The organism is Streptosporangium sp. NPDC004631, from assembly GCF_053601935.1.
The window spans coordinates 44153-67373 of the sequence record NZ_JBSGCR010000036.1 but is presented as its reverse complement, the minus strand read 5'-3'; the positions used below and the strand labels follow the sequence as shown (position 1 = coordinate 67373).

Annotated in this window: 26 protein-coding genes; 11 read left to right on the top strand and 15 right to left on the bottom strand. The window is 69.0% G+C overall.

Annotation, left to right across the window (positions count from 1 at the left end; all coding sequences use genetic code 11):
* Positions 1–5 precede the first annotated feature (5 nt).
* The 5 genes from ACWEF2_RS27635 to ACWEF2_RS27615 all read right to left on the bottom strand — a co-directional run bounded on the left by ACWEF2_RS27635 (position 6) and on the right by ACWEF2_RS27615 (position 1373).
* A complete protein-coding gene (locus ACWEF2_RS27635; RefSeq protein ID WP_453819258.1) occupies positions 6–191 on the bottom strand; it encodes a hypothetical protein in 186 nt (61 codons plus the stop codon).
* Positions 192–380: 189 nt separating this feature from the next.
* Positions 381–710 (bottom strand): hypothetical protein, encoded by a 330-nt coding sequence (locus tag ACWEF2_RS27630; RefSeq protein ID WP_453819257.1) that lies wholly within the window; start codon positions 708–710, stop codon positions 381–383.
* A complete protein-coding gene (locus ACWEF2_RS27625; protein WP_453819256.1) occupies positions 707–850 on the bottom strand; it encodes a hypothetical protein in 144 nt (47 codons plus the stop codon). The genes ACWEF2_RS27630 and ACWEF2_RS27625 overlap by 4 nt, the downstream gene beginning before the upstream one ends.
* Positions 847–1119, bottom strand: a complete 273-nt coding sequence (locus ACWEF2_RS27620; protein ID WP_453819255.1) for a hypothetical protein — start codon at positions 1117–1119, stop codon at positions 847–849. The genes ACWEF2_RS27625 and ACWEF2_RS27620 overlap by 4 nt, the downstream gene beginning before the upstream one ends.
* A gap of 29 nt (positions 1120–1148) precedes the next feature.
* Positions 1149–1373 (bottom strand): helix-turn-helix domain-containing protein, encoded by a 225-nt coding sequence (locus ACWEF2_RS27615; RefSeq protein ID WP_453819254.1) that lies wholly within the window; start codon positions 1371–1373, stop codon positions 1149–1151.
* Positions 1374–1640: 267 nt separating this feature from the next.
* Here ACWEF2_RS27615 and ACWEF2_RS27610 point away from each other — a divergent pair, with 267 nt between their 5' ends.
* From ACWEF2_RS27610 to ACWEF2_RS27600, 3 genes are read left to right on the top strand one after another with little or no spacing between them, the layout of a single operon-like run.
* Positions 1641–1841, top strand: a complete 201-nt coding sequence (locus tag ACWEF2_RS27610) for a hypothetical protein (protein ID WP_453819253.1) — start codon at positions 1641–1643, stop codon at positions 1839–1841.
* Complete coding sequence (locus ACWEF2_RS27605; protein ID WP_453819252.1) at positions 1838–2383, top strand: DUF6879 family protein; 546 nt, start codon at positions 1838–1840, stop codon at positions 2381–2383. The genes ACWEF2_RS27610 and ACWEF2_RS27605 overlap by 4 nt, the downstream gene beginning before the upstream one ends.
* A gap of 15 nt (positions 2384–2398) precedes the next feature.
* Entirely contained in the window at positions 2399–3250 is an 852-nt protein-coding gene (locus tag ACWEF2_RS27600) for a helix-turn-helix domain-containing protein (protein ID WP_453819251.1), read from the top strand.
* Between the two features lie 59 nt (positions 3251–3309).
* On the opposite strand, the gene ACWEF2_RS27595 is transcribed toward ACWEF2_RS27600, so the two are convergent.
* Positions 3310–3759, bottom strand: coding sequence for a hypothetical protein (locus ACWEF2_RS27595; RefSeq protein WP_453819250.1), 450 nt, complete (start codon positions 3757–3759; stop codon positions 3310–3312).
* A gap of 710 nt (positions 3760–4469) precedes the next feature.
* Here ACWEF2_RS27595 and ACWEF2_RS27590 point away from each other — a divergent pair.
* Complete coding sequence (locus ACWEF2_RS27590) at positions 4470–5291, top strand: alpha/beta fold hydrolase (RefSeq protein ID WP_453819249.1); 822 nt, start codon at positions 4470–4472, stop codon at positions 5289–5291.
* Between the two features lie 692 nt (positions 5292–5983).
* Positions 5984–6121, top strand: coding sequence for a hypothetical protein (locus ACWEF2_RS27585; RefSeq protein ID WP_453819248.1), 138 nt, complete (start codon positions 5984–5986; stop codon positions 6119–6121).
* A gap of 45 nt (positions 6122–6166) precedes the next feature.
* On the opposite strand, the gene ACWEF2_RS27580 is transcribed toward ACWEF2_RS27585, so the two are convergent.
* The 4 genes from ACWEF2_RS27580 to ACWEF2_RS27565 all read right to left on the bottom strand — a co-directional run bounded on the left by ACWEF2_RS27580 (position 6167) and on the right by ACWEF2_RS27565 (position 10453).
* Entirely contained in the window at positions 6167–7642 is a 1476-nt protein-coding gene (locus ACWEF2_RS27580; RefSeq protein ID WP_453819247.1) for a serine hydrolase domain-containing protein, read from the bottom strand.
* 78 nt (positions 7643–7720) lie between these two features.
* On the bottom strand, positions 7721–8383 hold the full coding sequence (locus ACWEF2_RS27575) for a response regulator (RefSeq protein WP_453819246.1): 663 nt from the start codon (positions 8381–8383) through the stop codon (positions 7721–7723).
* Entirely contained in the window at positions 8380–9555 is a 1176-nt protein-coding gene (locus ACWEF2_RS27570) for a sensor histidine kinase (protein WP_453819245.1), read from the bottom strand. The genes ACWEF2_RS27575 and ACWEF2_RS27570 overlap by 4 nt, the downstream gene beginning before the upstream one ends.
* A gap of 325 nt (positions 9556–9880) precedes the next feature.
* Complete coding sequence (locus ACWEF2_RS27565) at positions 9881–10453, bottom strand: RICIN domain-containing protein (RefSeq protein ID WP_453819244.1); 573 nt, start codon at positions 10451–10453, stop codon at positions 9881–9883.
* Positions 10454–10957: 504 nt separating this feature from the next.
* Between ACWEF2_RS27565 and ACWEF2_RS27560 the strand changes: the two genes are divergently transcribed.
* The 3 genes from ACWEF2_RS27560 to ACWEF2_RS27550 all read left to right on the top strand — a co-directional run bounded on the left by ACWEF2_RS27560 (position 10958) and on the right by ACWEF2_RS27550 (position 13761).
* Positions 10958–11626 (top strand): HEAT repeat domain-containing protein, encoded by a 669-nt coding sequence (locus tag ACWEF2_RS27560; protein WP_453819243.1) that lies wholly within the window; start codon positions 10958–10960, stop codon positions 11624–11626.
* A 6-nt stretch (positions 11627–11632) separates the two neighbouring features.
* Complete coding sequence (locus ACWEF2_RS27555) at positions 11633–12637, top strand: HEAT repeat domain-containing protein (protein ID WP_453819242.1); 1005 nt, start codon at positions 11633–11635, stop codon at positions 12635–12637.
* 404 nt (positions 12638–13041) lie between these two features.
* A complete protein-coding gene (locus tag ACWEF2_RS27550; protein WP_453819241.1) occupies positions 13042–13761 on the top strand; it encodes a VOC family protein in 720 nt (239 codons plus the stop codon).
* Positions 13762–14064: 303 nt separating this feature from the next.
* On the opposite strand, the gene ACWEF2_RS27545 is transcribed toward ACWEF2_RS27550, so the two are convergent.
* Positions 14065–15492, bottom strand: coding sequence for a short-chain fatty acyl-CoA regulator family protein (locus ACWEF2_RS27545; RefSeq protein WP_453819240.1), 1428 nt, complete (start codon positions 15490–15492; stop codon positions 14065–14067).
* 170 nt (positions 15493–15662) lie between these two features.
* On the opposite strand from ACWEF2_RS27545, the gene ACWEF2_RS27540 reads away from it, so the two are divergent.
* From ACWEF2_RS27540 to ACWEF2_RS27530, 3 genes are read left to right on the top strand one after another with little or no spacing between them, the layout of a single operon-like run.
* Positions 15663–17171 carry an MmgE/PrpD family protein gene (locus ACWEF2_RS27540; RefSeq protein ID WP_453819239.1) on the top strand — a complete coding sequence of 503 codons (1509 nt, stop codon included), beginning with the start codon at positions 15663–15665 and terminating at the stop codon, positions 17169–17171.
* Positions 17172–18077 carry a methylisocitrate lyase gene (prpB, locus tag ACWEF2_RS27535; RefSeq protein WP_453819238.1) on the top strand — a complete coding sequence of 302 codons (906 nt, stop codon included), beginning with the start codon at positions 17172–17174 and terminating at the stop codon, positions 18075–18077.
* Between the two features lie 13 nt (positions 18078–18090).
* Positions 18091–19233, top strand: a complete 1143-nt coding sequence (locus ACWEF2_RS27530) for a bifunctional 2-methylcitrate synthase/citrate synthase (RefSeq protein ID WP_453819237.1) — start codon at positions 18091–18093, stop codon at positions 19231–19233.
* Positions 19234–19344: 111 nt separating this feature from the next.
* Here the strand turns inward: ACWEF2_RS27530 and ACWEF2_RS27525 are convergent, their stop codons facing one another.
* Genes ACWEF2_RS27525 through ACWEF2_RS27510 form a run of 4 tightly spaced genes read right to left on the bottom strand, consistent with a single transcriptional unit; the run spans position 19345 to position 23214 of the window.
* Entirely contained in the window at positions 19345–20361 is a 1017-nt protein-coding gene (locus tag ACWEF2_RS27525; protein ID WP_453819236.1) for an ABC transporter ATP-binding protein, read from the bottom strand.
* Positions 20345–21337, bottom strand: coding sequence for an ABC transporter ATP-binding protein (locus ACWEF2_RS27520; RefSeq protein ID WP_453819235.1), 993 nt, complete (start codon positions 21335–21337; stop codon positions 20345–20347). The genes ACWEF2_RS27525 and ACWEF2_RS27520 overlap by 17 nt, the downstream gene beginning before the upstream one ends.
* A 10-nt stretch (positions 21338–21347) precedes the next feature.
* Positions 21348–22292 carry an ABC transporter permease gene (locus tag ACWEF2_RS27515; protein WP_453819234.1) on the bottom strand — a complete coding sequence of 315 codons (945 nt, stop codon included), beginning with the start codon at positions 22290–22292 and terminating at the stop codon, positions 21348–21350.
* Entirely contained in the window at positions 22285–23214 is a 930-nt protein-coding gene (locus tag ACWEF2_RS27510) for an ABC transporter permease (protein ID WP_453819233.1), read from the bottom strand. Before ACWEF2_RS27510 ends, ACWEF2_RS27515 begins: the two co-directional genes overlap by 8 nt.
* Positions 23215–23221: the final 7 nt, after the last annotated feature.

Genomic DNA, 23221 nt, shown 5'->3' with positions numbered 1-23221 from the left:
CAGGTTCATCGAGTGCTCCCGTCGGTCATGGCGCGGCGTTCGAGCTCGGCCCGGTAGGTGCGGTCGTGGTCGGTCTCGCCGCCGGTCGCGGCGGCCAGTTCGGCGGCGCCGGTCTCGTAGGCCAGCTCGGCCGGGGTGAGCTGGTCGAGACGGGCCATGTCCTGGGCGAGCTCCTGCTCCTCGGGGGTCATCAGCACTCCCCGTCGTCCGACCTGGCGGCCATGGCCAGGACGATGAGGGCGCCGATGATGACGGCGGCGATCAGGTAGGGGATCACTTCTCCTCCTCGTCGTCGGTGCTGCTGGTGGGGGTGTTGGTGCCGGCCGCAGCGGCGTCGAAGGCGTTGAGCCAGGCGACGTCGGCGGCGAGTTCGGGGGCCATCACGCCTCCACGTCGGCGCGGGTGTCGCCCTCGACGGCCTGGTCGGCCTGGCGGACGACGATCGGCGCCACCGTGTACTCGGTGCGGTGCTCGTCACCAGTGACGACGTACAGCTCGTGCACCAGCTTGCTCTCGTCCGTCGGGTGCCAGACGAGCTCGACGTCGCCGCCGGTGGCGTCGTGCTCGGCGTCCTCGCAGAGCTGCCGGGCCTCCTGCTCGGTGGCGCGGATGGCGAGCGGCTCGCAGTGGGCGGAGACCAGGTACACGGTGGTCTCGGTGGAGCCGTGGGGGAGGGCGATGTGGAGCGGTTCGCGCTCAACGCCGCTCATCGGGTGCCCCCAGCGGGCTTGGTCTGCTGGGGCTGCGAGCACTTCGAGCACGGCGAGGTGGACGCCAGGTAGTGACGGCAGGAGAAGATCGGCTTGCCGGGGCGGGCGCTGCTGGAGGCGCCGGAGGGCCACTGGCTCACAGCACACCCCCGGCCTGGGCCGCAGCGACCAAGTCGAGCCCAGCGCGGAAGCGGGCCTCCGCCTCAGCGAGGGTGAGTTGGTCAAGGTCGACCGTCGCGCCGTGGGCGAAGAGCCGCGGGCCGTCGTTGGTGTCGGCCAGGTAAACCTCGGCGAGGGCGGCGGCGCGACGGCAGTATCCGTCCTCCGGGTGCCGGGGGTCGCTGTAGTGATCGGTGCACCACGGGCGGCATCTGCCGGTGGTGGGGGCGAGCGCGATACGCTCGTGCATGGGTTCCTCCTGTTAGGGCAGGTTGGGGATCACAGGGCCCGTTCGGTGGTTGCACACCGGCCGGGCCCGTTTTCTTTCCGGGGGTCCCGTCCGTCGATGACGGACTCGGGGAATCGGTAGTGACCGCCCGGGGTGCGGGTCGACTCAACCCGCCCTTCGGCGGCCCAGCGGGTGACTGTGCGCGGCGATACGCGATACGCGGCCGCGACTTCCTCCCGCGTGTAGAGCCGCTCCCGCAGATTGGTGCGGGTCACAGGGAGACCTCCTGATACGTCGGGGGGAACCGGACATCGAGTCGTATGCGCGTTGAGTGCGCCGACACAGACTCATCGTGACCTCTTGAATCGCATAAGTCAAGCAATGCTTGAGTTATGCGAATGAACAAGTACGTTAGAGGGTGCCAGGTTCCGCATCACCGCAGATGAGCCCTGTTCGATCACATGATCGGACAGGGCTCGTTGCTATAAGGTGCGCAATTTGCGAGCATAGGAACCGGTGATGCGATCCTGAAAGGAGCAAACATGGACATTCGGTTCATGTGGAAGGACGACTCCTCCGGCGGTGGGGGGTGCCCTGCTCTCTACGACGCCCCCGGCGGCTACGTCGTCCAGGGTGTAAAGCTCGACGCCGAGACCCGCGCGCAACTACGCCAACTCGCTGACGACGAAGACGCCGTCTACGTACCCGCCAACGTCCTCAACCGGCTTCGGAGCCAGGCGTGAGCGCTGGTCGGCCACTCACCGCGGCAGAATTCGCAGACGCCATCCAAGACTTTGAGCACACGGCGTTCCGGTTGGAGCTGCAGCGGCAGTACCTCGAAGCGGAGGAGGCCGACCTCTTCGCCGCATTCCTCCGCGGCACGCCCTACCCGCCCACCACGATCTATCAGGCGTGGTACGAACGAGTTGCCGATCACATTCGGCACGGCCGACGCATCGAGCGCGTCCGCGTCCAACAGGATCCGCCGACCGACTACCAGCGGTTCGAACGCTGGCTTGACCGCTGGAACCTGGCCGCCGGCGAAACGATGCGGTACCTGACATGGCAGCAGGCGCACGACGTTGGCCTGCTGCCCGGGGCGGGCAGCGCCGACTGGTGGCTGCTCGACTCGGCGCGGATCGTCTTGATGCGCTTCGATGCCGATGGGCACCGCATCCATAACGAGCTCGTGGACGACCCGAAGATTGTCCGACAGGCGTGCGTGTGGCGGGACCTGGCAGTCCACCACAGCGTCCTGGCACAGAGCCAGAACGCGCCCGTCTGAACAGAAGGACTACCCGTGGAATCCCTCCAGGACTGGCTGACCCAGCCCGACGGCATCGCAACCCGCCTGCGTCTCATGCGAGCGCAGGCGGGCCTGTCCGGCAAGGACCTTGCCGACCAGTACCGCTGGGCGCAATCCAAGGTCAGCCGCATTGAGACCGGCAAGCAGCTGCCGTCCGCCGACGATATTCGCGCGTGGGCGGCAGCGTGCAACGCCGATGCTCATGCGGTGGCCGAGCTGCTGCAGCTCCGCGAGAACGCTGGGGTCGCCCGCGTGGCGTTCCGCACTCGTATGAGCCGCGGCCAGGAGCAGGTCCAGGCGAGCTACAACGATCTCGTGGCGCGCTCACGCCGGATCTGCCACTTCGAGACCGCGTACGTGCCGGGGCTATTGCAGGTTCCGGGGTATGCGCGGCGCGTCCTTAGCGAGATGACCGCCCTGCATGGTCTCGATATCGACGACGTTGATGCCGCTGTCGCCATGCGGATGCAGCGCCAGCGGATGCTCTACGACCCCGGCAAGAGCTTCGAGTTTCTGCTCGCTGAACCGGTGTTGCGCTGGTTGATCTGCTCGCCCGCCGTGATGCGTGAGCAACTCGACCGGCTCCAGACTGTCATCGGCCTGGATCGGGTCCGTTTCGGTCTCATTCCGATGGGAGTGGAACTGACATGGACCCCGCAAAACGCTTTTCAGATCTACGACGGCGACGAGACGATTGTGGCCGTCGAGACGTTCGCTGGCGAGACGTTCGTCCGCAGGGACGAGGCCGACACCTACAACCGTGCAATGGAACGGCTGTGGGAGGAGGCCGTGACGGGGGAGGCCGCGCGCCGGCTCATCATCGCGGCGACACAGGCGCTTGAGTAGAACGGGGAGGGGATACGCAAGAGAGCCCCTCCCGAGGGCGGGGCTCTTTGCTTGCACGCCTACGACGCGGTCTTGGAGAACCCGTAGCGTCCAGCGACACCACACCTCACCGCGAGGGTCTGCGCGGTGATATGGATCGTCTGCCTGATGATGCTCTTGCTGATTGCGGGCGCCTCGGGCCAGGACTCGGCGGCGTCCTTGGCCGCGAGGACGGCCTTGTAGACCTGGAAGTCGGCCAACCCCTCAGCCATACCGAGCTGAAACCCCCACCTGTACACGTCGGCGAGGCGGAGGGGGACCTTAGGCTCATCCTCAAATGCGCCGCGGCTGGCGTAGTCGTCGATGTCGCTGAAGAAGTTTTGGATCTGCTCCGTGGAGCAGGCCGGATCCGCTGGAGTCGCCGACGGCGGAGATGGTGAAGGCGCCGCCGGGGTCGGGGTTGGTGCTGCCGCGACGCTACTACCGGAGCATCCGGCCGCGAGGGCGACGATCAGGGCGAGGGGCAGCATTCTCCGCACATTGACTCCTGGTGATGAGATCGGGGCGGAGAGTAGACGCTGGTCGCCGGGGGCGGGTTGCCAGGGGCAAGGGCTTTCCTGCTCTTCCGCCCCTGTTCACCCTCTGTCATGGCCACCGTTTTCATGATCGTGCGTCAAATGTGCGTCAGGAGCCTTCGACAGCGGACCACATCTAGCGACGCTAGGCGACAGTTTTTCCAGGTCAGTCGTTCTTTTTTCTTTCCGACCTCGACTCTTTTCTTCCCTGATAAGGAAGAGGTCCCAGGTTCAAGTCCTGGTAGCCCCACATAGTTCCCCCACCTCAGAGGCCAGATCCCAAGATCGCGGATCCGGCCTCTTGATCGTTTGACCGTCATTCGACCGTCGACCGGAACCCCATCAACGGTCTGCTCCGGCCTCGACGATGACGCCCTCACCCGAGTCCACCGCGCCCCCCATCGGCCGCACCGGCGTCGTCGCCTCGCGGATCGACGGCCGCCTTGGCCGCGACGGAAATGTCGGTGCCTCTCCGTACGGTGGTTCCGATGCAACTCCAGCGGTCCATGAGAGAGGGGCGCCACTGTAACCACTTCCCTTTCGCCTGTGCGCGCCGGGCCGAGCGCCAGATGGAGGGCGAAGGACGGTCCCATGGGCGCCTGGTCGGACGTCGTCCGACGACTTGGACGCGGTGTGAGAGACCCAAGAAGAGATGGAGGGTAAGGATGACCATATTTCCCGTCACCGCCGGCACTCTGGATGTTCCCGGTGCGCGGCTGTACTACGAGCTGCGCGGCGAGGGGCCCTTGGTCGTGCTGGTGGGCTCGCCGATGGACGCCGGGCCGTTCGCGCCGCTGGCCGACCTGCTCGCCGCCGATCACACCGTGCTCACCACCGACCCGCGGGGCGTGGGCCGGAGCCCTGTCGAAGACCCGGAGGAGGACTCCACTCCAGAGCTACGCGCCGCAGACCTGTCCCGCCTCATCATCGGGGTGGACGCCGGCCCGGCCGCGGTGCTGGGGTCCAGCGGCGGCGCGGTGACGGCGCTCGCCCTCGCTCAGGCCCACCCCGGGCAGGCGCACACCGTCATCGCGCACGAACCCCCGCTGTATGAGGTGCTGGAGGATCGCGAGAAAGTGATCGCCCGATCTGAGGACATGATCGCCACCTACCTCGGCGGGGACACGATGGGGGCCGGGAGGATCTTCATGGAGATCGCCGGGATCGCCATGCCCGAGGAGATCCTCCAGCAGATGTTCGCCGAACGCGGTGAGAAGGAGGCCGCGGAGAACCGGCGGTTCTACCTCCACACCATGCGCCCCACCACCCGGTGGCGCCCCGATCTGGACGCGTTGCGCGCGGGGAGCCCCCGCCTTGTGATCGGCATCGGAGAGCAGTCGGCAGGTCAGCTCTGTGACCGGACCTCACGGGCGCTCGCCGCGTCCCTGGGCGTCGAACCCGCCCTCTTCCCCGGCGACCACGCAGGCTTCATGGGTGACCCCAAGGGCTTCGCCGACCGGCTACGGGCGGTTCTGGCAGAGCGCTGAGGAACGCATCGCGCCGACGTTCCCATCGCCCGACGGAGTCGTGGAGGCCCCGGAGGGGACTGCACGGTTTTCGGCGTAACTCCTGATCAAGGAGGACACCCCTGATGAGTACTGTGATCCATTCCTGGCTCGTTGCCCGATCCCGGCGTCGGCGGGCGGCGCGGGTGATGGTGATGGTGATGGTGATGGCCAGGCTGGTGGGGCGGTGGGCCAGCTCGGCGAGCGCGGGCTCCCATCCAGTGGGCGGCGCGGTCGGGCCCGAGTCACCATCCGGGCTGTCAGCGGTGGCAGCGGGAGTGGTGACGGGGGCGCCGTACGCCGTGCGTCTCGTCGCTCATGCCCCCAACGGGGAGCGGCCGGGATCGGCGCGGAGTGGCTGGCACGGTAGTAGGTGCTCAGGGACGTCATGGTGCCGGCCTGTTTGGCGACCGTGCGATGGGTGACGCCTGCCGCGCCGTCGCGAGTGACCACGGCAACGGTGGCCTCGATGATCTCCGCGCGTCGTTTCTCGCCACGCGCGCGGCGTCCGTCGATGTGCTCGCTGTCGTCGGTGGTGTCGTCCATTGGGTGGCGCGGCGGCGCACCGAGGACCTCGCCGAAGCTCTGTACGCCTGCCGCGCCACCCTCGTGACGGGGACACCTCAGGCGTCGGGGCCGACGCGGACCGCGAGAAGTTCTTCGAGGCGGCGTCGATGGCGTGGCAGGAACTCGACCCCGCCGACTACCCGTTCATGCACGCCGTCAGCGGCCGGATGCGTGAACACGATGATCGCGAGCGGTTCCTCGCCGGCATCGCCCTCATTCTCGACGGCATTACCAACCTCCGCTAACCCCGCCGAACCCGATGGTGATCGACTCATCGGCGGCCACCGTCGCTACTGCTCGACGGTCTGCCGGGGCCGTACCGGTGCGAAGGTCGCCTGACCGGCGCGGCGGAAGCACCGGAGGCGACGGCCGAGTGCGACCGCCCCGAGCACGCAGCAGGTGAGGCAGAAGAGCGCCAGCAGTGGCAGCAGCCAGGCGGTGACGATCCAGTACTGGAAGCTGAACGCCCCCCAGATCAGCGTCGGCAGCACCGCGCCCAGCACCGTCACCAGGGCAAGGGGCACGAGCCGCAGAACCAGCCTCGGCCGGCGCGCCGCGCGGCGTCGCGAGGCCCAGCGGCGCGCTCGGACGGCCGCGGTGACCAGCAGTGCGGCCATCCCCACCGTGAGCCCGAGCAGAACCGCGTTCACGACGGTGAGCGGGTTGCTCATCGGCGTCGCCGCTGCCCCGATCCGTTCGGCGAGAAGGTTGGTCGAGAGCAGGCCGGCATCGCCGCCGCTGTTGGTGAGGACGAGGGCGGCCATACCGGTCTTGGGCGAGAAGACCATGTCCCCGGTCCACGTCGCCAGTGTTCCGCCGTGGCCGATCACCGACGGCGGGGCGTCTGCTGCGACGGGGCGGGCCTGCCAGCCGAGGGCGTAGTCGCCGGCCTTTGGCTGGGCGGTGTGCAACTCGGCCAGGGAACCGGCACTCAGCAGGTCCGCACCGAGGCTTCCCTGATTGAACCTCAGCCACCGCACCATGTCGTCCAGGGTCGAGATCACCCCGCCGTTGCCGACGCAGATCCCCGGCATCTCCGGTGCCGCGACGGCGACCCCGAGAACGACCTCGTATCCGGACGGCAGGCCCTCGGCACGATCGGAACACCCCAGCGTCGAGCTGGTGCCGGTCATGCCCAGCGGCGTGAACAGCTCGGTGTGGAGGAAGGCGTCGAAGGACTTCCCCGACACCACCTCGATGATCCTCGCCGCGATCGAGTAGTTGGTGTTGTGGTACTCCGAACGGGTGCCCGGGTCGGCGGCCAGGGTCTTGTCGGCCAGCCTGGCCACGATTTCCCGCGCGCTGCGCGGAGGCGGGAACACGTACTCGTTGTTCGTGCTGTTCGACAGCCCCGAGGTGTGGCTGAGGATCTGGCGCACGGTGATCCCGGTGAAGCGGGGATCGGCCATCCTGAAGTCGGGCAGGACCTTGACGACCGGGTCGTCCAGGGAGATGCGGTCACGGTCGACCAGCAGCATGATCGCCGTCGCCGTCATCGACTTGCTCATCGACGCGATCCGGAAGCGTGTCCGAGCCGTCACGGCGTTGCCGTCCCCGTCCCGGCCGCGGACGATCGTCTCGACCGACGACCCGTCGATCACGGCCGCCGCGACACCCGGCGTGCCGTAGACGGAGCGGTAGTCGTCGACCAGCCGTTCGCCGGTGGCATGGGCCGGTGCCGTCCAGCCGAGCAGCAGGGCGACGAGCACACCGCCGAGGACGATGAGGGAGGTCACACGAGGAAAGCGGAGACGTAGGAAATGCACGATGTCGAACCTAGGCCGGGCGTCACCGGCCGACATCACCCGAAGGGGTGAGCCGGGACCACCCGGCAGGATGGAATCTCAGTCAGGCAGATCGCTGCGACCGACGAGCCCGTTCTCGTACGCGTGGATCACCGCGTGCACGCGGTCGCGCAGGTCCAGTTTCTGCAGGACGGCCCGGACGTGCGACTTCACCGTGTTCTCGCTCAGCACCAGTTCCGCGCAGATCTCGCTGTTGGACCTGCCGCGGGCGAGCAGGCCGAAGATCTCGACCTCGCGCGGGGTGAGGCCGTTCAGGGCCGCCGTCCTCCGCATCGGCACCCGCCGTACGAGATCGAGGATCGTCGCGGCCACCCCCGGAGCCAGCGCCGACGTCCCGGAGGCGACGTCACACACGGCCTGGGCCAGGGCGGCGGGCCGGACGTCCTTGGTCAGGTAGCCGCTCGCACCGGCCCGGATCGCAGCCACGACCAGTTCGTCATCGTCGAACGTCGTCAGCATGAGCACCCGGGTCGCCGGTGCGATCCTGACGATCTCCGCTGTGGCGGCGACCCCGTCCATACGCGGCATGCGGATGTCCATCAGTACCACGTCCAGGCGGTGCCGCCGGACGACCTCGATCGCGTCGCCGCCGTTCGCGACGTCGTGGGTGATCTCGATGCGTTCGTCGGCCGACAGCACCGTACGGAGCGAGGCCCGCAGCAACTCCTGATCGTCGACGAGCATGACACGGATCCCGGTCATGCCCCCTCCTTCGTGGGGAGCCGCGCCCGCAGCACCCACCCGTCGTCCCCGTCGTCGATCGACAGGGTGCCGCCCGCGGTACGCACACGTTCCTCGATCCCTATCAAGCCGGTCCCATGGCCGCCGACGTCGCGAAGCGCCTTGCCGCCGTCGTCGCGCACCTCCACCATCACCTCGGCCGGGGTCCAGCGCAGGCGAACGGTCACCTCGACCGGTGGTTCGAGGTGGCGCAGCGCGTTGGTGATGCCCTCCTGCGCGCTACGGACCGCCGCGACCTCGGCACTCAGGCTCAGTGGCCGTCGCTCACCCACCTCCGCGAAGGTCACCACGTGGAGCGGGCTCGCCGCCGAGGCCACGAGGTCAGGGAGGGCGTCGAGTGAGATCGGGACCTCTCTGGGCCGGGAATCGGCGCGCGGCGCCACGGTGGCCGGGCCCAGGGTGGCCAGCATCGCTCGCAGACCTTGGTGGGCGTCCCGGCCGGTCTCGGCGATGGCGCCGAGTTCGCGGCGGGTCGCCGGATCCGCCGTTGTCACCGCCGCAGCCTCGATCCGCGCGACCATGACGGTGACCGTGTGGGCGATCACGTCGTGCAGGTCGCGGCGGATGCCGGCCCGTTCGTCCGCGACCGCCGCGGCCAGCCGTTCGCTCTCGGCTCGTCGGTCGGCCTCGTGCCTGCGGCGTACCAGCAGGGCCCTAAGCCACACACCGCCGACCACGAGCATCAGCAGCCCGCCCTCGACCAGGCGGGTCCACCCCGGGGTGTCAGGGGGCAGCCGGGCCCGCGTCACCAGCTCGGTGAGGACGATCCCGAGCGCGGCGACGGCCAACGCAACCACCGAGGACCTGACCGAGACCCGGGTGGTCAGCCGCCACAACGTGAGGGGGAAGCACACAGCCGAGGGCAGCATGCTCGGTGACCAACCCAGGAAGGGCGTCATCACCAGGGCGAGCATTGCCAGCGCGCCGATCGAGTACCCCACCCACGGCCGTCGATGGGCCACCACCGCTCCCACATGGAGCAGGACGGCAGCACCCGCCACCGCGAAGACCTGCCACAGGTCCGCGCCGAGGTGCCGGACGCCCGCCAGGATGAGCGCCGTCAGGAGAGCCAGGACCACGTGCGTCACCACCGTCGTCGCCGACCATGTGCTCCGGCGCTGGGAGGCTGTCACGGTCGTCGCCTTCCGGTGGGCTCGTGGTGGGGAGCCGTGCCTGGCTCGACGTGCCACAGGATAGCCAGCGGCGGGCAGGCCGATCCTGGCGCCCCGCCACGAACCCGCCGGGCGAAGCCGTCGATTCGCCCGGCGGACGGCCCTCCGCCTTGTGCGTACCTCACGATGTCGGTCTACCCGGCCGTCAAGGCACGTCAGGAGGTGCGACACCACCGGTTCAACCTCAGTGACGGCACCCCGTCGGTCGCCGCGTGAGGGCCCGTCGCCGGTTCTATGCCCGGGACGGCTGCGCCCACGCGCGGCGACCGGCTATGAGCAGGTGGGCTCAGAGGAGCTTCCATTCCTGGTAGGGCAGGTCGTTGGAGCAATCCTGCTGGACCACGAGGACCCCGTCGGCGAGGCTCCCTTGCGGGACCGTCAGGCACTTGCCGCTGTGGCGGGCGACCAGGCTGAAGTAACCGTTGGGCCGCTGGACGAGCCGCCATTGCTGTTGGGTTGTGCGGTAACCGGTGTCGCAGGTCTGCTGGATGACCGACGCCTGGTCGCTGGTGGCCCCGCCCTGGACCTCCAGGCACTTGCCGCTGTGCTGGGCGCGGATGGTGTAGTAGTTGTCCGCGAGGAATCCGTTCGCGAGGTCGCTGTTGTAAGCGGCGACAAAGTTCCACGTCTGGTTGTCGGGCGCGTCGTAGCAATGCCACTGCTGGACGGGTTGCCCGGCAGCCTGGATCGCGCCCGGGACGTCCAGGCACTTGCCGCTGTGGTTGACCATCAGCTTCGCTCTGAACAGCGGGGCGTTGCCCGCGGCCGCCGCCGGTGTGGCGGGGCCGGTGGCCAGCATCGTCCCGCTGACCGCCAGGGCGCACAGGCCGGTGGTGAGTACTCGTCGGGGTGCCTTCAAGATGATCTCCCTTGGTCGAGGTTGCCCGTCTGGACTGGGGGACGCATCTCAGACGCATCTCATGTGTATATGAAGGGCGCCGTCGAGGCGCTGAACGACGCGGCGGAACAGATGCTCCATGTCTCTTTCCCGCGCTGCGTCCACCGCCCCAGGCTCATCGGTGGCCGGCTCGTCGATCCGCATCGGCCTCGACGACCTGCGCGTACCGCACCTCGCCTGAACCCGGCCCAGGACGATCGGTACGGCGGTCATCGGCGGGGTTGATCTCGACCTCAGCACCGCACTGCGTCGGCGCGGGATGGCGGCGAGCTTTTCGGCGTCGTCGTCGAGGGAAAGACAAGAAGAACCGACCGTACGGAGAACCGGGCGCGCAAGTGGCTCCGGTCAGTCGGAACGACAGGCGCCGAACTCGGTGGACAGAGGGGCCCGGTGATCTCGCGGCGTGACCCCGCTTGACCTTGACACGGTGACAAGGTCTTCACTGTAGCCAAGGAGGTGGTCCCGATGACCATGCCGAAACAGGACACGGATACGATTCGAGCTTTCCAGGGGCTGGAGGACAGCCGCTCGTCAGTGCGGCTGCGGGCAGCGCTGGCGGTCGGCACGACCCCTGACCCGCGGTTCGTCGACAAGCTCATCGAACGATGCGCGATCGAACCCGAGTTCTACGTGCGCGACATGCTGACGTGGGCGCTCACCCGCCACTCGGCATCAATGACGGTCCCGGAGCTTCTCAAGGAACTCCGCTCGGAGCGTGCGCAGGCACGGAGCCAGGCGTTGCACACGCTGTCCAAGATCGGGGATCGGCAGGCGTGGCCGGCGATCACACGGGCGCTTCTGTCCGACACCGACGACGAGGTGGCGCGGAGCGCTTGGCGGGCAGCGGTCGTGCTCGTGCCCGAAGGCGAAGAGCCCGAGTTGGCCGCAGTGTTGTCGACACAGCTCGGGCGCGGCGAACGTGAGATGCAGCTGAGCCTCAGCCGGGCGCTGATCGCGCTCGGTGAGGTGATTTCGCCGACTCTGCGCGCTGCCATGACGGATCTCGACCCTCGCGTGCGCGCGCACGCGATCGCCACGGAACGGCTGTTGCGCGACCCGGATGCCGGATTCGAGTTCGCGATCGAGGAGGCGAAGCGCGTCGTAGCCCTTGGCGGGACCAGCCGGGAGGGGTGACAGGCGGTGTTGATCGGTGAGGTGGCGCGACGGTCCGGGGTCAGCGCCCGCATGCTCAGGCATTACGACTCGCTCGGCCTGGTGCGGCCAACGGGTCGTACCGACGCCGGCTATCGAGAGTACTCCAGCGAGGACGTCCGGCGGATCTTCCATATCGAGAGCCTGCGGTCATTGGGGCTGTCGCTGCGTGAAGTCGGGCGCGCGCTCGATGATCCCGGCTTCACGCCCTCAGAGCTCGTCGACGACCTCATCCGCCAGACGCGAGAACGCATTGCGGATGAGACGGAGCTGCTCACGCGACTCAGCCGGGTCGATGCCGCGGAACCCGCCGGCTGGGAGGACGTCCTCCAGATCGTCGCACTCCTCCAGGCGCTGGGGTCAAAGAGCGCCGGCCAGCGGCAGCGCGCGGCCCTGTCCTCAGTCGAAGAGGTTCCGGTGCCGGTGGAAGCACTGGTCGAGGCGGTGCTGAGCGAGACGGACCCGAACGTCGCCGGAGCCCTTCGATGGGCGTTGGCGCAATTGGGCGATGGCGGATTGGCGCTGCTGGCGGAGGGCCTCGGCTCACCGGTGGCCGAGGTGCGGAAACGTGCCGTCCAGTCCATCGCTGAGATTCCGAACGGTAAGGCGACCGCACTGCTGCGGGACGCCCTCGCGAACCCCGACATCGTGGTCCGCAGGTATGCGGCTCTGGCGCTCGGGGCACGTGGAGGAGCCGACGTGGTCCCGACGCTCATCGATATGGTCGTCGAGGGGGCGAATGACGTCGATGCGGCCGATGCGCTGGGCGCGCTGGCGAGTCGTCCCACGTTGGCGGATCAGATCGCCACCGGGCTCGTTGATCGCCTCGCCCACGGCGCCGTTGAATCGTCTGCACGTCGACGGCTGACGCAGGCGCTCGCGGATATCCCGGGAATCACAGCGTCACGGGCCCTCGCAGATCTGTCACATGACGAAGACCGTGCCGTCGCGCTTACTGCGGCATACATTCTCGGGATACGCAACGCACGATAACGGATCTTTCCTGGGGTGCTGTGTGCGTGGGGCCCGGTTGTTGCCGGTCACCTCCGGCAGGGCCACGGCATCGCCGAGGACCCCGGTTGTACCGCGCTTCACCGCCGCGCGGTACAGCCGGGGTCCTCCCTCATTTCAACAACTCCGAAGATCGTGTCACCGCGTACTCCACCTTTGTGGTCAGGACACCCAGTGGCGTCGGCGGGGTGGAGCGAGGTTGTTCGGTGACGGCGGCGATGAGTCAACCGTCCGCTGTCCTGATCGCGGGTCGTGCGCCGGAAGCGCTGTCTTCTGATTTATATGCGTTGGCGCCGCAGTCCCCGAGCGGGCTAGCGTTGCCTTCGTCATGCGCCAGGAGGACGTGCCCTGTCTGCGCCTGTGCGTCAGCGGATTGGAGATCCGGGATGACTTCTCAGCTCGTCGCGCTCTGCTTCGGTGCGAACGACCCGCTCCGTCTCGCGCGTTTCTGGGCCGGCGTCCTGGGCTGGGAGATGGCCGACGACCCCCACGATGGCATCACGCTCCTGCCGAGCGATGACACCGGGTTCCGGATCCGATGTCTTCCGAACCGGGAGAAGAAGGCCGGACAGAACCAGATGCACTTCGATCTGACGAGCACGTCCCTTGAGGACCAGCAGCGGACGGTGGCGAGGTCGCTCGAACTCGGTGCGCGGCACATCGACGTCGGGCAACGCCCGGAGGAGGGTCATGTGGTGCTCGCCGACCCCGAGGGCAACGAGTTCTGCGTCATCGCGCCGGGCAACAACTTCCTCGCCGACTGCGGGTTCGTCGGAGCGCTCGCGTGCGACGGTTCGCAGGAGGTCGGGTACTTCTGGAGCGAAGCGCTGGGCTGGCCGTTGGTCTGGGACCAGAACCAGGAGACCGCCATCCGCTCGCCGCACGGCGGTCCGAAGATCACGTGGGGCGGTCCGCCGGTGGCGCCGAAGACAGGGAGGAACAGGCTGTACTTCGACCTCGCTCCATCTACGCACGGTGATCAGCAAGCGGAGGTCGACCGTCTCGTCTCCCTCGGGGCGACTCGAATCGACACCGGCCGGCGTGGGGGCGGTCGGGTGATGATGGCCGATCCCGATGGCAATGAGTTCTGTGTGCTGACCCCCTGACAGTGTGACCAGACCCGGGGGCGGCGCGCCACGGCTTGCCGATCCTGCCGTTGGAGTGCCGGTCGCTGTGGGTGGTGGTGAACTCGGACCTGTGGATGCCGCCGTCGCCGGTGGGGAGAGACCGAACACGGCTGAACCTCCTCGCCCGGAACTCCGTGTCCCCGGCGAGGGAGGCGTGGACGAGCTTGACCGCGACCCGAGCACCACCCGGGCCGGCCCCGGCGTACACGACCCCCACACCGCCCGCGCCTGTGCCTGTTCACGTCGTTTCCGCCTCACGTCGGCAACGGCCGCTCACCGCCGTCAACCGTCGGTGTCGGTCTCCCGCCTGAGGACCGGATAGGGAACGTAGGTGCGGCGGTTCTCGTCGATCGACAGCCGTCCCCCCGCCGGGGGCCGGGCCCGCTGCACGCAGTCGCGCCGCTCACAGATGCGGCAGCCGAGGCCGATGGGCACGGCGGCTTCCGGGTCGTCGAGCGCGATGCCCTCGGAGTAGACCAGGCGGTGAGCGTGGCGCAGCTCGCAGCCGAGGGCGACCGCGAACGCGGCACGCGGGGCCCGGTGGCCGTAGCCGCCGCGGGTGACGGTACGGGCGGCCCAGAAGTACTTCTTGCCGTCGGGCATCTCGGCGACCTGGGTGAGGATCCGTCCCGGAGCGGAGAACGCCTCGTACACCGTCCACAGCGGGCAGGTGCCGCCCAGGCGGGAGAAGTGGAAGTCGGTCGCCGACTGACGCTTGGAGATGTTGCCCGCCCGGTCCACCCGCAGGAAGGAGAACGGCACGCCGCGCAGCCCGGGCCGTTGCAGGGTGCTGAGCCGGTGGCAGATCGTCTCGAAGCCGACGCCGTAGCGGACCTGCAGCAGCTCGACGTCGTAGCGCAGTTCCTCGGCCGCCGCGTGGAAGCCGGTGTACGGCATGAGCAGCGCGCCGGCGTAGTAGCTGGTCAGTCCGATACGCGCCAGGGAGACCGCGGTGGCCGAGCTCAGTGTCGAGTCCTCGGCCAGTGCCGTCAGCAGGTCGCCGTGTTCGAGCACGGCGAGCTGGGCCGCCATCTGGAAGGCCCGCTGCCCGTCAGTCAGCCAGGGCGACAGAGACAGCAGCCCGGAGCCGGCGTCGAACCGGCGGGCGTCACCGGCCTGTGTCACACGGGGCGAGGCCCGCACCACTTTCACGCCGTGGTCGGACGCCAGCCGGGCGGAGATCGTCTCGGCGGCCCGGCCGGGCACCAGGCCGAACCGCTCGGCGGTTCGCTCCGCCGCCGCGTCGAGTTCGGCGAAGTGGTTGTGACGGCTGTAGAAGAAGTCCCTGACCTCGTCATGGGGGTCGGCGACCGGATAGCCGCCGGGGCTGCCGAGCGCCGCGACCTGCTCGGCGGCGTCACGGTAGCGCCGGTGCAGGGCGACCAGCGCCCGTGCCACACCGGGGTGGTCGCGGGTCACCTCCATCAGATCCTCGGCCGGCAGCGTCTGGCCGCACACCTCGTCCTGCAGGGCCTCACGCAGATCCGCGGCCAGCCGTTCCTCGCCGGCTGCGGAGAAGAACTCCGGGTCGACGCCGAAGACCTCGGTGATCCGCAGCAGCACCGGCACCGTCAGCGGGCGCTGGCTGTGCTCGATCTGGTTGAGGTAGCTGGCGGAGATCCCCAGTCTCCTGGCCAGTTCCACCTGGCTCAGGTCGTGCTCGCGGCGCAGGCGGCGCAGTCGGGCATGAGCGTAAACCTTATTCTCCACAGCCGGCCTCCCTTCGACGCCACTTGCGAAGATAGCATCCGCAAAATTTGCAACATTCGCATCTTCCCTGCTTTCGCATGTACATACTTCGCGAATTCCGGCCATCGACTTCGGTTCCCTCTCGGGTGATCCTGGTACGGCCCACGCCAAGACGCCCTCCAAGGAGCTCCGTGATCGACCACCACCTGCGGGTCCACTCCAGTGCCGACACCCCGCCCCGGACAGAGCAACTGGCCTGGAAGCTGGCCGAGATCTCCGAGGCCACCGGCGTGGTCGACGCCGACGTCGCGGCGATGGCGGTCAACCGGATCATCGACAACGCCGCGGTCGCCGTTGCCTCCCTGCGCCGTCGCCCCGTGGCCGTGGCACGGGCTCAGGCCCTGCCGCACACCGCCGTGCCGGGCGCCTCGGTGTTCGGGGCCGATCCCGGCGTGCGGGTCTCGCCGGAGTGGGCGGCCTGGGCCAACGGCACCGCCGTGCGGGAACTCGACTTCCACGACACCTTCCTGGCCGCCGACTACTCCCACCCCGGCGACAACATCCCGCCGCTGCTGGCCGTCGCCCAGCACACCGGCCGCGGCGGGGCCGACCTGCTGCGCGGCATCGTCGTGGCCTACGAGGTGCACGTCGCACTGGTAAAGGCCATCTGCCTGCACAAGCACCGCATCGACCACGTCGCGCACCTGAGCGCCGCGGCGGCCTGCGGGCTGGGGGCCCTGCTCGGTCTGCCGGTCGAGGTCACCTACCAGGCGGTCCAGCAGGCCGTGCACACCACGACCGCCACCCGCCAGTCCCGTAAGGGCGAGATCTCCAGTTGGAAGGCCTTCGCCCCCGCCTTCGCCGGCAAGGCCGCCGTCGAGGCGGTCGACCGGGCGATGCGCGGTGAGAACGCGCCCTCACCCGTCTACGAGGGCGAGGACGGCTTCGTCGCCTGGATGCTCGACGGCCCCGCCGCCGCCTACACCGTCTCGCTCCCGGAGTCCGGCGAGCCCTTGCGGGCGATCCTGCAGACCTACACCAAGGAGCACTCCGCCGAGTACCAGGCCCAGGCCGTCATCGACCTGGCCCGCAGGCTCCGCGACAAGATCGGCTCCTCGGCCGTGGAGAAGATCGTCCTGCACACCAGCCACCACACCCACCACGTGATCGGTTCAGGCTCCGGCGACCCGCAGAAGTACGATCCGGCCGCCAGCCGGGAGACGCTCGACCACTCGGTGCCCTACATCCTGGCCGTGGCCCTGCAGGACGGGACCTGGCACCACGAGCGTTCCTACGCGCCCGAGCGCGCCGGCCGCCCGGACACCGTGGAGCTGTGGCGCAGGATCAGCACGGTCGAGGACCCGGAGTGGACCCGCCGCTATCACGACCCCGATCCGAGCAGGAAGGCCTTCGGCGGGCGGGCCGTCATCACCCTGGCCGACGGCGCCGTCGTCGAGGACGAGCTGGCCGTCGCCGACGCCCACCCCCAAGGCGCCCGGCCGTTCGACCGCGACGGCTACACCGGCAAGTTCCGCACCCTCGCCGACGGCGTCGTCACCCCGGCCGGCCAGGACCGCTTCCTGGCCACCACCGAACGGCTGGCCGACCTCGCCGCCGCCGACCTCGCCGACCTGTTCCCCGCCGTCGACCACCTCGCCCTGCTCACGGCCGACGCGGCACTTCCGAAGGGCCTGTTCTAGATGCTGCACACCCGCGCCACCCCCGCCGCTCGGCGGCGGGCCCTACGCGAAGGACTGGCCTCGGGCCGTCTGCTGAGGATGCCGGGAGCGCTCAACCCCCTGTCGGCCATGCTCATCCAGGAGATCGGCTTCGACGGCGTCTACGTCTCCGGCGCTGTCATGTCGGCCGAGCTGGCACTGCCCGACATCGGCCTGACCAGCGTCACCGAGGTCGCCGAACGGGCCGGGCAGATCGCCCGCGTCACCGGCCTGCCCACCCTGGCCGACGCCGACACCGGCTTCGGCCAGGCGCTGAACGCGGCCCGCACCGTCCAGCTCCTGGAGGACGCGGGACTGGCCGGCTGCCACCTGGAAGACCAGGTCAACCCCAAACGCTGCGGACACCTGGACGGAAAGACGATCGCCCCGGCCGACGAGATGGTCCGAAGGATCAAGGCCGCAGTCGACGCCCGCCGCGACCCCGGCTTCGTACTGTGCGCCCGCACCGACGCCCGCACCGTCGAGGGCCTGGACGCCGCGATCCACCGCGCCCGGACCTACGTCGACGCGGGAGCCGACGTGATCTTCCCCGAGGCCCTGGCCGACGAACGGGAGTTCGAGGCATTCCGCGCCGCCGTGGACGTGCCGCTCATCGCCAACATGACGGAGTTCGGCAAGAGCCCGCTGCTGGACACGACCGCCCTCACCTCCCTCGGCTACAACATCGTGATCTACCCCGTCACCCTGCTGCGCCTCGCCATGGGCGCCGTGGAGAACGGCCTGCGCGCCATCGCCGCCGACGGCACCCAGGCCTCGCTCGTCGAGAACATGCAGACCCGCTCACGGCTGTACGAGCTGCTCGACTACTCCGGCTACACCACCTTCGACACCGACGTTCACTCCTTTTCACTCCCGCCGGGCGTCTGAGAGGAAGATCTGCATGAACCAGATCCACCGCGGCCTGGCCGGTGTCGTGGTCGACACCACCGGCATCTCCACCGTCGTGACCGAGACCAACTCCCTGACCTACCGCGGCTACCCCGTCCAGGACCTGGCCGCGTACCGCTCCTTCGAGGAAGTCGCCTACCTGCTGTGGTACGGCGAGCTTCCCGACCCCGCGCAGTCGCGCGACTTCCAGGCCCGCGAACGGGCCCTGCGCCCGCTGGACCGGGCCACCACAGAGATCGTCACCCGCCTCCCCGGCACCTGTCACCCCATGGACGTACTGCGTACCGCGGTCAGCTATCTCGGCACCCAGGACCCCACCGAAGACGACGGCACGCCGGCGGCCAACCGCGCCAAGTCGCTGGCTCTGCTGGCCAGGCTTCCCGCCGTCGTGGCCGCCGACCAGCGCCGCCGCCGCGGCCTGGACCCCATCCAGCCCGACCCGTCGCTGAGCCTGGCCGAGAACTTCTTCCACATGTGCTTCGGCGCCGTACCCGCACCGGAGGTCGTGCGCTGTTTTGAGATCTCCCTGATCCTCTACGCCGAGCACAGCTTCAACGCCTCGACCTTCACCGCCCGCGTCGTCACCTCAACCCTGTCCGACCTCTACAGCGCCGTCACCGCCGCCATCGGAGCCCTCAAGGGGCCGCTGCACGGCGGAGCCAACGAGGCCGTGATGCACATGCTGCAGGAGATCGGCGAGCCCGAGCAGGCCGAGGTCTGGCTGGATCGGGCGCTGGCCGGCAGAAGAAAGATCATGGGATTCGGGCACCGGGTCTACAAACACGGCGACTCCCGCGTTCCCATCATGCGCCAAGCCCTCGACGGGCTGATCGCCGTCAGCGACGACCCACAGGTGAAACGGCTCGCCCGGCTCCACTCCGCCCTCGAACAGGCCATGATCGACCGAAAGGGCATCCACCCGAACCTGGACTACCCCGCCGGACTCGCCTACCACCTCATGGGCTTCGACATCCCCGTCTTCACTCCCATTTTCGTCATGAGCCGCATCATCGGCTGGACCGCCCACATCGCCGAGCAGCTCCAGGCCAACGTGCTCATCCGGCCGCTCGGCACCTACACCGGGCCGGGCCAGCGGCCCCTGCCCCTCACCAGGCGGGCGGACTCTCCCGTGTGAGGCGATTCCTCGTCACCGGCATCGGCGCGGGTGATCCCGACCACTTCACCCTCCAGGCGGTCAAGATGATCGGCGAACGCCGCCGGCCCGCGTCATCAGGTCGGCAGAGGCTCAACGCGGATCCTCCCGGGTGGGTTGTGAGGTGTCACCGAGCCGTAGACACGCGGCTTCGTGGCCGTGGGAAACGGGATCGAGGACCGGGATCGTGGTCGCGCACTCGTCAATCGCGAGCCAGCAGCGGGTGCGGAAGGCGCAGCCGCTTGGCGGGTTCGCGGGACTTGGAACCTCCCCGGTCAGGACGATCCGCTCGCGTGTCTCACGGACGGCCGGGTCGGTGACCGGAGCCGAGGAGAGCAGGGCCCGGGTGTACGGGTGCTGCGGTCGCTCGTAGATCTCCTCGGTCGGACCCTGCTCGACGATCCGGCCCAGATACATGACGGCGACGCGATCGGCGATGCTGCGTACGACGGCGAGGTCGTGCGAGATGAAGACGTAGGACAGGCCGAGCCGCTCACGCAGGTCGCGGAAGAGCTCAAGGATCTGGCCCTGGACCGACACGTCGAGGGCCGACAGCGGCTCGTCGCAGACGAGGACCCGCGGGGTGACCGCGAGCGCTCTCGCGATGCAGATGCGCTGGCGTTGGCCGCCGGAGAACTCGTGCGGGTAGCGGTGGCGGTGCGAGTCGTTCAGACCGACCATCTCCAGCAGTTCGGTCACCCGCCTGGAGTGGTCGCGTGCCGGAACAAGGTCTGAATGGATCCGGAGCGGTTCGGTGAGGAGCTGCTCGACGGTCATCCTCGGGTTGAGGGCCGAGTACGGGTCCTGAAGGACGATCTGGATCTGCCGGCGGATCTGCCGATCGGTGCGACGGTTCTGTCCCCAGCTGAAGCCGTTCACCTCGATCGAACCGTCCGTCGTCGGCTCAAGATGGGTGAGCAGGGATGCGAGCGTGCTCTTGCCGCATCCGGACTCGCCGACGAGTGCGAGGCACTCCCCGCGGACGAGGTGCAGGTCGACACCGTCGACCGCCTTGATCGCGCCCTTCGCGCCGAGAAGCCCCGACTCCCGGATCGGGTAGTGCTTGACGAGACCGGTGCCTCGGACGAGGACGTCACTGGGCGAGGACATGCTGCACCTCCGTGATGCGCAGGCAGGCCGCCGCGCGGCCCGGCTCCAGGGACTCAAGTGCCGGCCGGGTGGCCGTGCAGTCGGCTGTCGCCAGCGGACAGCGCGGGGCGAAGAGACACCCCGTGGGACGGTCCGCCGGATCGGGCAGGCCGCCCGGGATCGGCCTGCGGGCACCGGGCTGCTCGATCCGCGGCACCGACGCGAGCAGCGCCCGGGTGTACGGGTGGTGGGGGCCGGCCAGCACCTCGCGGGCCGGCCCGGTCTCCATGACGGAGCCGGCGTACATGACGACGATGTGGTCGGCGATCTCCGCGGCGACGCCGATGTCGTGGGTGATGAAGACGAGCCCCGCGCCCGCGTCGGTGAGCACCCTGAACAGGTCGAGAATCCCCTTCTGGACCGTCACGTCGAGTGCGGTCGTCGGCTCGTCCGCGATGAGCAGCCTCGGCTCCAGCGTGATCGCCATCGCGATGACGATCCGCTGGCGCATCCCGCCCGAGATCTGGTGTGGGTAGCTGCGGGCTCGGCGCTCCGGATCCGGGATGGCGACCTGACGCATCAACTCGATCGCCCGCGCGCGTGCCTCCGCCTTGGAGAGCCCCTTGTGGACGCGGAACATCTCGGCGATCTGATCACCAACCCGCTGGACCGGGTTGAGGGCGCTCAGCGAGTCCTGGAAGACCATCGCCACGTCGCGGCCGCGGGCCGCGCGCATCGCGGCCGGGTCGGCGAGCAGGTCGACGCCGCCGAGCCGGATCGACCCGGCCGTCGTCCGCGCGGTCCCTTCGAGCAGGCCCATGACCGCCTTGGCCGTGACGCTCTTGCCCGAGCCCGACTCGCCGAGGACGACGACGCACTCTCCCGCTCGGGCGGTCAGGGACAGGTCCTGCACGGCCTGGACGGGCTCGCCGCGGCGGGCCCGGAACTCGACCGAGAGCCCCCGGATCTCAAGGAGCGGGGTCTCGGACGCTGGCATCGTCATCACGTCACCGGCTCTTCGGGTCGAGGATGTCGCGGACGGCGTCGCCGACGAGGACGAAGCTGAGGACCGTGACGCACAGGAACAAGGACGGGTAGATCAGCAGGCTCGGGTTGCTGTTGAAGTAGCTCTGCGCGGTGTTGAGCTGGACGCCCCACGAGATCGTGGGGGCCCGAAGGCCCACCCCGAGGTACGTCAGGCTCGCCTCGCCGGCGATGATCCCGCCGACCGTGAGGCTCGCGAGGACGAGGACCGGGGCGAAGGCGTTCGGCAGGATGTGCCGCACCATGATCCGCAGGTCCGACGCGCCGAGCGCCCGCGCGGCCTTGACGTAGTCGAGTTTCCTCGTCGCCAGGACGCTCGCGCGCATGACCCTGGTCATCGTCGGCCAGCAGAAGGCGGCCATCGTTCCCGACACCGCCCAGATGCCGTGCGAACCGAGCGCCGTGAGGATGACGATCGCCGCGAGCATGAAGGGGAAGCCGTAGAAGACGTCGATGCCGCGCCCGAGGATGGTGTCGATGATGCCGCCGTAGTAGCCGGCGACGAGACCGAGCGCCATCGCGACGAGCGTCGACGTCACCGTGACGACGACCGCGATCGTGATCGAGGGCCGTGCCCCGTAGATGACCTGGGCGTAGAGGTCGCACCCTTGGATGTCGAACCCGAAGGGGTGACCCTCCCCGGCCGGCAGGCCGCTCCGGTTGAGATCGCAGGCGAGCGGGTCGCCGTGACCGAAGAACCCCGCGATCGGACCCGGGAACGCCGCGATGACGGCGAGGAGCAGGACGAGGGTCCCGGGCACGGCGAACCGCGGCCGGGTCACGAGGTCCAGGAGCATCTGCCGGGTCGGGGACACCGACCCGCGGGACGGACGGCCGGACCCCGCACCCGCCGGAGGGCCCGGCTCCGGGGTACGTTCGGAGGCCATCGTCGTGGTCGGGTCACTCATAGCGGATCCTTGGGTCGAGCACGCCGTAGATGACGTCCACGACGAGGTTGGCGGCGAGGAAGATCAGGACGAGCAGGGTCGAGATCCCGACGACGACAGGCCCGTTCTGCTGCTTGATGCCCTCGAAGATCTGGAAGCCGAGGCCGGGGATGTTGAAGATCCCCTCAATGATGACGGCCCCGCCGAGCAGGCCCCCGAGGTCGATCGCGAGGTAGGTGACGACGGGGATGAGAGAGTTGCGCATCGCGTGGTTGACGATGACCCGCCGCCGCGGCAGCCCCTTGGCGATCGCCGTCCGGATGAAGTCGGCCGACAGCGTCTCGACGAGGCTCGTCCGCATGAGCCGGGCCGTCGTGGCGAGACCGAGGATGCCGAGGACGAGCGCGGGGAGTATGTACGAGGTCGGCCAGCCCTCCTCGGTGCCGGCGACGGGGAACCAGCCGAGGTTGATCCCGAACAGGATCTGAGCCGTGTAGCCGATGACGAAGATCGGGACCGCGAAGGCGAGGATCGTCCCGCCGAGGACGGCGTAGTCGACCGGCCGGCCCTTGCGCAGACCCGCCCACAGCCCGAGCGGGATGCCGACCACGATCTCCAGGGCGAAGGCCGTCAGCCCGAGCTTGGCCGTGGTCGGCCAGCTCTCCGCGATGATCGCCGACACCGAGCGGCCGGTGAAGTCCTCCCCGAGATCACCCTGGAGCAGCCCGCCCATGTACTTGAGGTACTGCACCGGCAGGCTGTCGTTGAGGTGGTAGCGCTCTCGCAGCGCCGCTTCCACCGACGCCGACATGACGTGCTGGCCACCGGTCAGCGCCTGGATCGGGTCGCCGGGCAGGGCGAAGACGACGAGGAAGATGAGGAACGTCGCGCCGAGCGCGACCGAGAGCGCGAGCAGCACTCTGAGCAGGATGTATCGGGTCATGTGATTC

What these genes read in the sequence shown, in the direction of transcription:
- ACWEF2_RS27520 (WP_453819235.1), bottom strand. Translation starts at nt 21,337, where the DNA reads ATGCCAGCGTCCGAGACCCCGCTCCTTGAGATCCGGGGGCTCTCGGTC.
- ACWEF2_RS27550 (WP_453819241.1), top strand. Translation starts at nt 13,042, where the DNA reads ATGACTTCTCAGCTCGTCGCGCTCTGCTTCGGTGCGAACGACCCGCTC.
- ACWEF2_RS27515 (WP_453819234.1), bottom strand. Translation starts at nt 22,292, where the DNA reads ATGAGTGACCCGACCACGACGATGGCCTCCGAACGTACCCCGGAGCCG.
- ACWEF2_RS27510 (WP_453819233.1), bottom strand. Translation starts at nt 23,214, where the DNA reads ATGACCCGATACATCCTGCTCAGAGTGCTGCTCGCGCTCTCGGTCGCG.
- ACWEF2_RS27590 (WP_453819249.1), top strand. Translation starts at nt 4,470, where the DNA reads ATGACCATATTTCCCGTCACCGCCGGCACTCTGGATGTTCCCGGTGCG.
- ACWEF2_RS27630 (WP_453819257.1), bottom strand. Translation starts at nt 710, where the DNA reads ATGAGCGGCGTTGAGCGCGAACCGCTCCACATCGCCCTCCCCCACGGC.
- prpB (WP_453819238.1), top strand. Translation starts at nt 17,172, where the DNA reads ATGCTGCACACCCGCGCCACCCCCGCCGCTCGGCGGCGGGCCCTACGC.
- ACWEF2_RS27525 (WP_453819236.1), bottom strand. Translation starts at nt 20,361, where the DNA reads ATGTCCTCGCCCAGTGACGTCCTCGTCCGAGGCACCGGTCTCGTCAAG.
- ACWEF2_RS27575 (WP_453819246.1), bottom strand. Translation starts at nt 8,383, where the DNA reads ATGACCGGGATCCGTGTCATGCTCGTCGACGATCAGGAGTTGCTGCGG.
- ACWEF2_RS27620 (WP_453819255.1), bottom strand. Translation starts at nt 1,119, where the DNA reads ATGCACGAGCGTATCGCGCTCGCCCCCACCACCGGCAGATGCCGCCCG.
- ACWEF2_RS27595 (WP_453819250.1), bottom strand. Translation starts at nt 3,759, where the DNA reads ATGCTGCCCCTCGCCCTGATCGTCGCCCTCGCGGCCGGATGCTCCGGT.
- ACWEF2_RS27530 (WP_453819237.1), top strand. Translation starts at nt 18,091, where the DNA reads ATGAACCAGATCCACCGCGGCCTGGCCGGTGTCGTGGTCGACACCACC.
- ACWEF2_RS27635 (WP_453819258.1), bottom strand. Translation starts at nt 191, where the DNA reads ATGACCCCCGAGGAGCAGGAGCTCGCCCAGGACATGGCCCGTCTCGAC.
- ACWEF2_RS27610 (WP_453819253.1), top strand. Translation starts at nt 1,641, where the DNA reads ATGGACATTCGGTTCATGTGGAAGGACGACTCCTCCGGCGGTGGGGGG.
- ACWEF2_RS27585 (WP_453819248.1), top strand. Translation starts at nt 5,984, where the DNA reads ATGGCGTGGCAGGAACTCGACCCCGCCGACTACCCGTTCATGCACGCC.
- ACWEF2_RS27560 (WP_453819243.1), top strand. Translation starts at nt 10,958, where the DNA reads ATGACCATGCCGAAACAGGACACGGATACGATTCGAGCTTTCCAGGGG.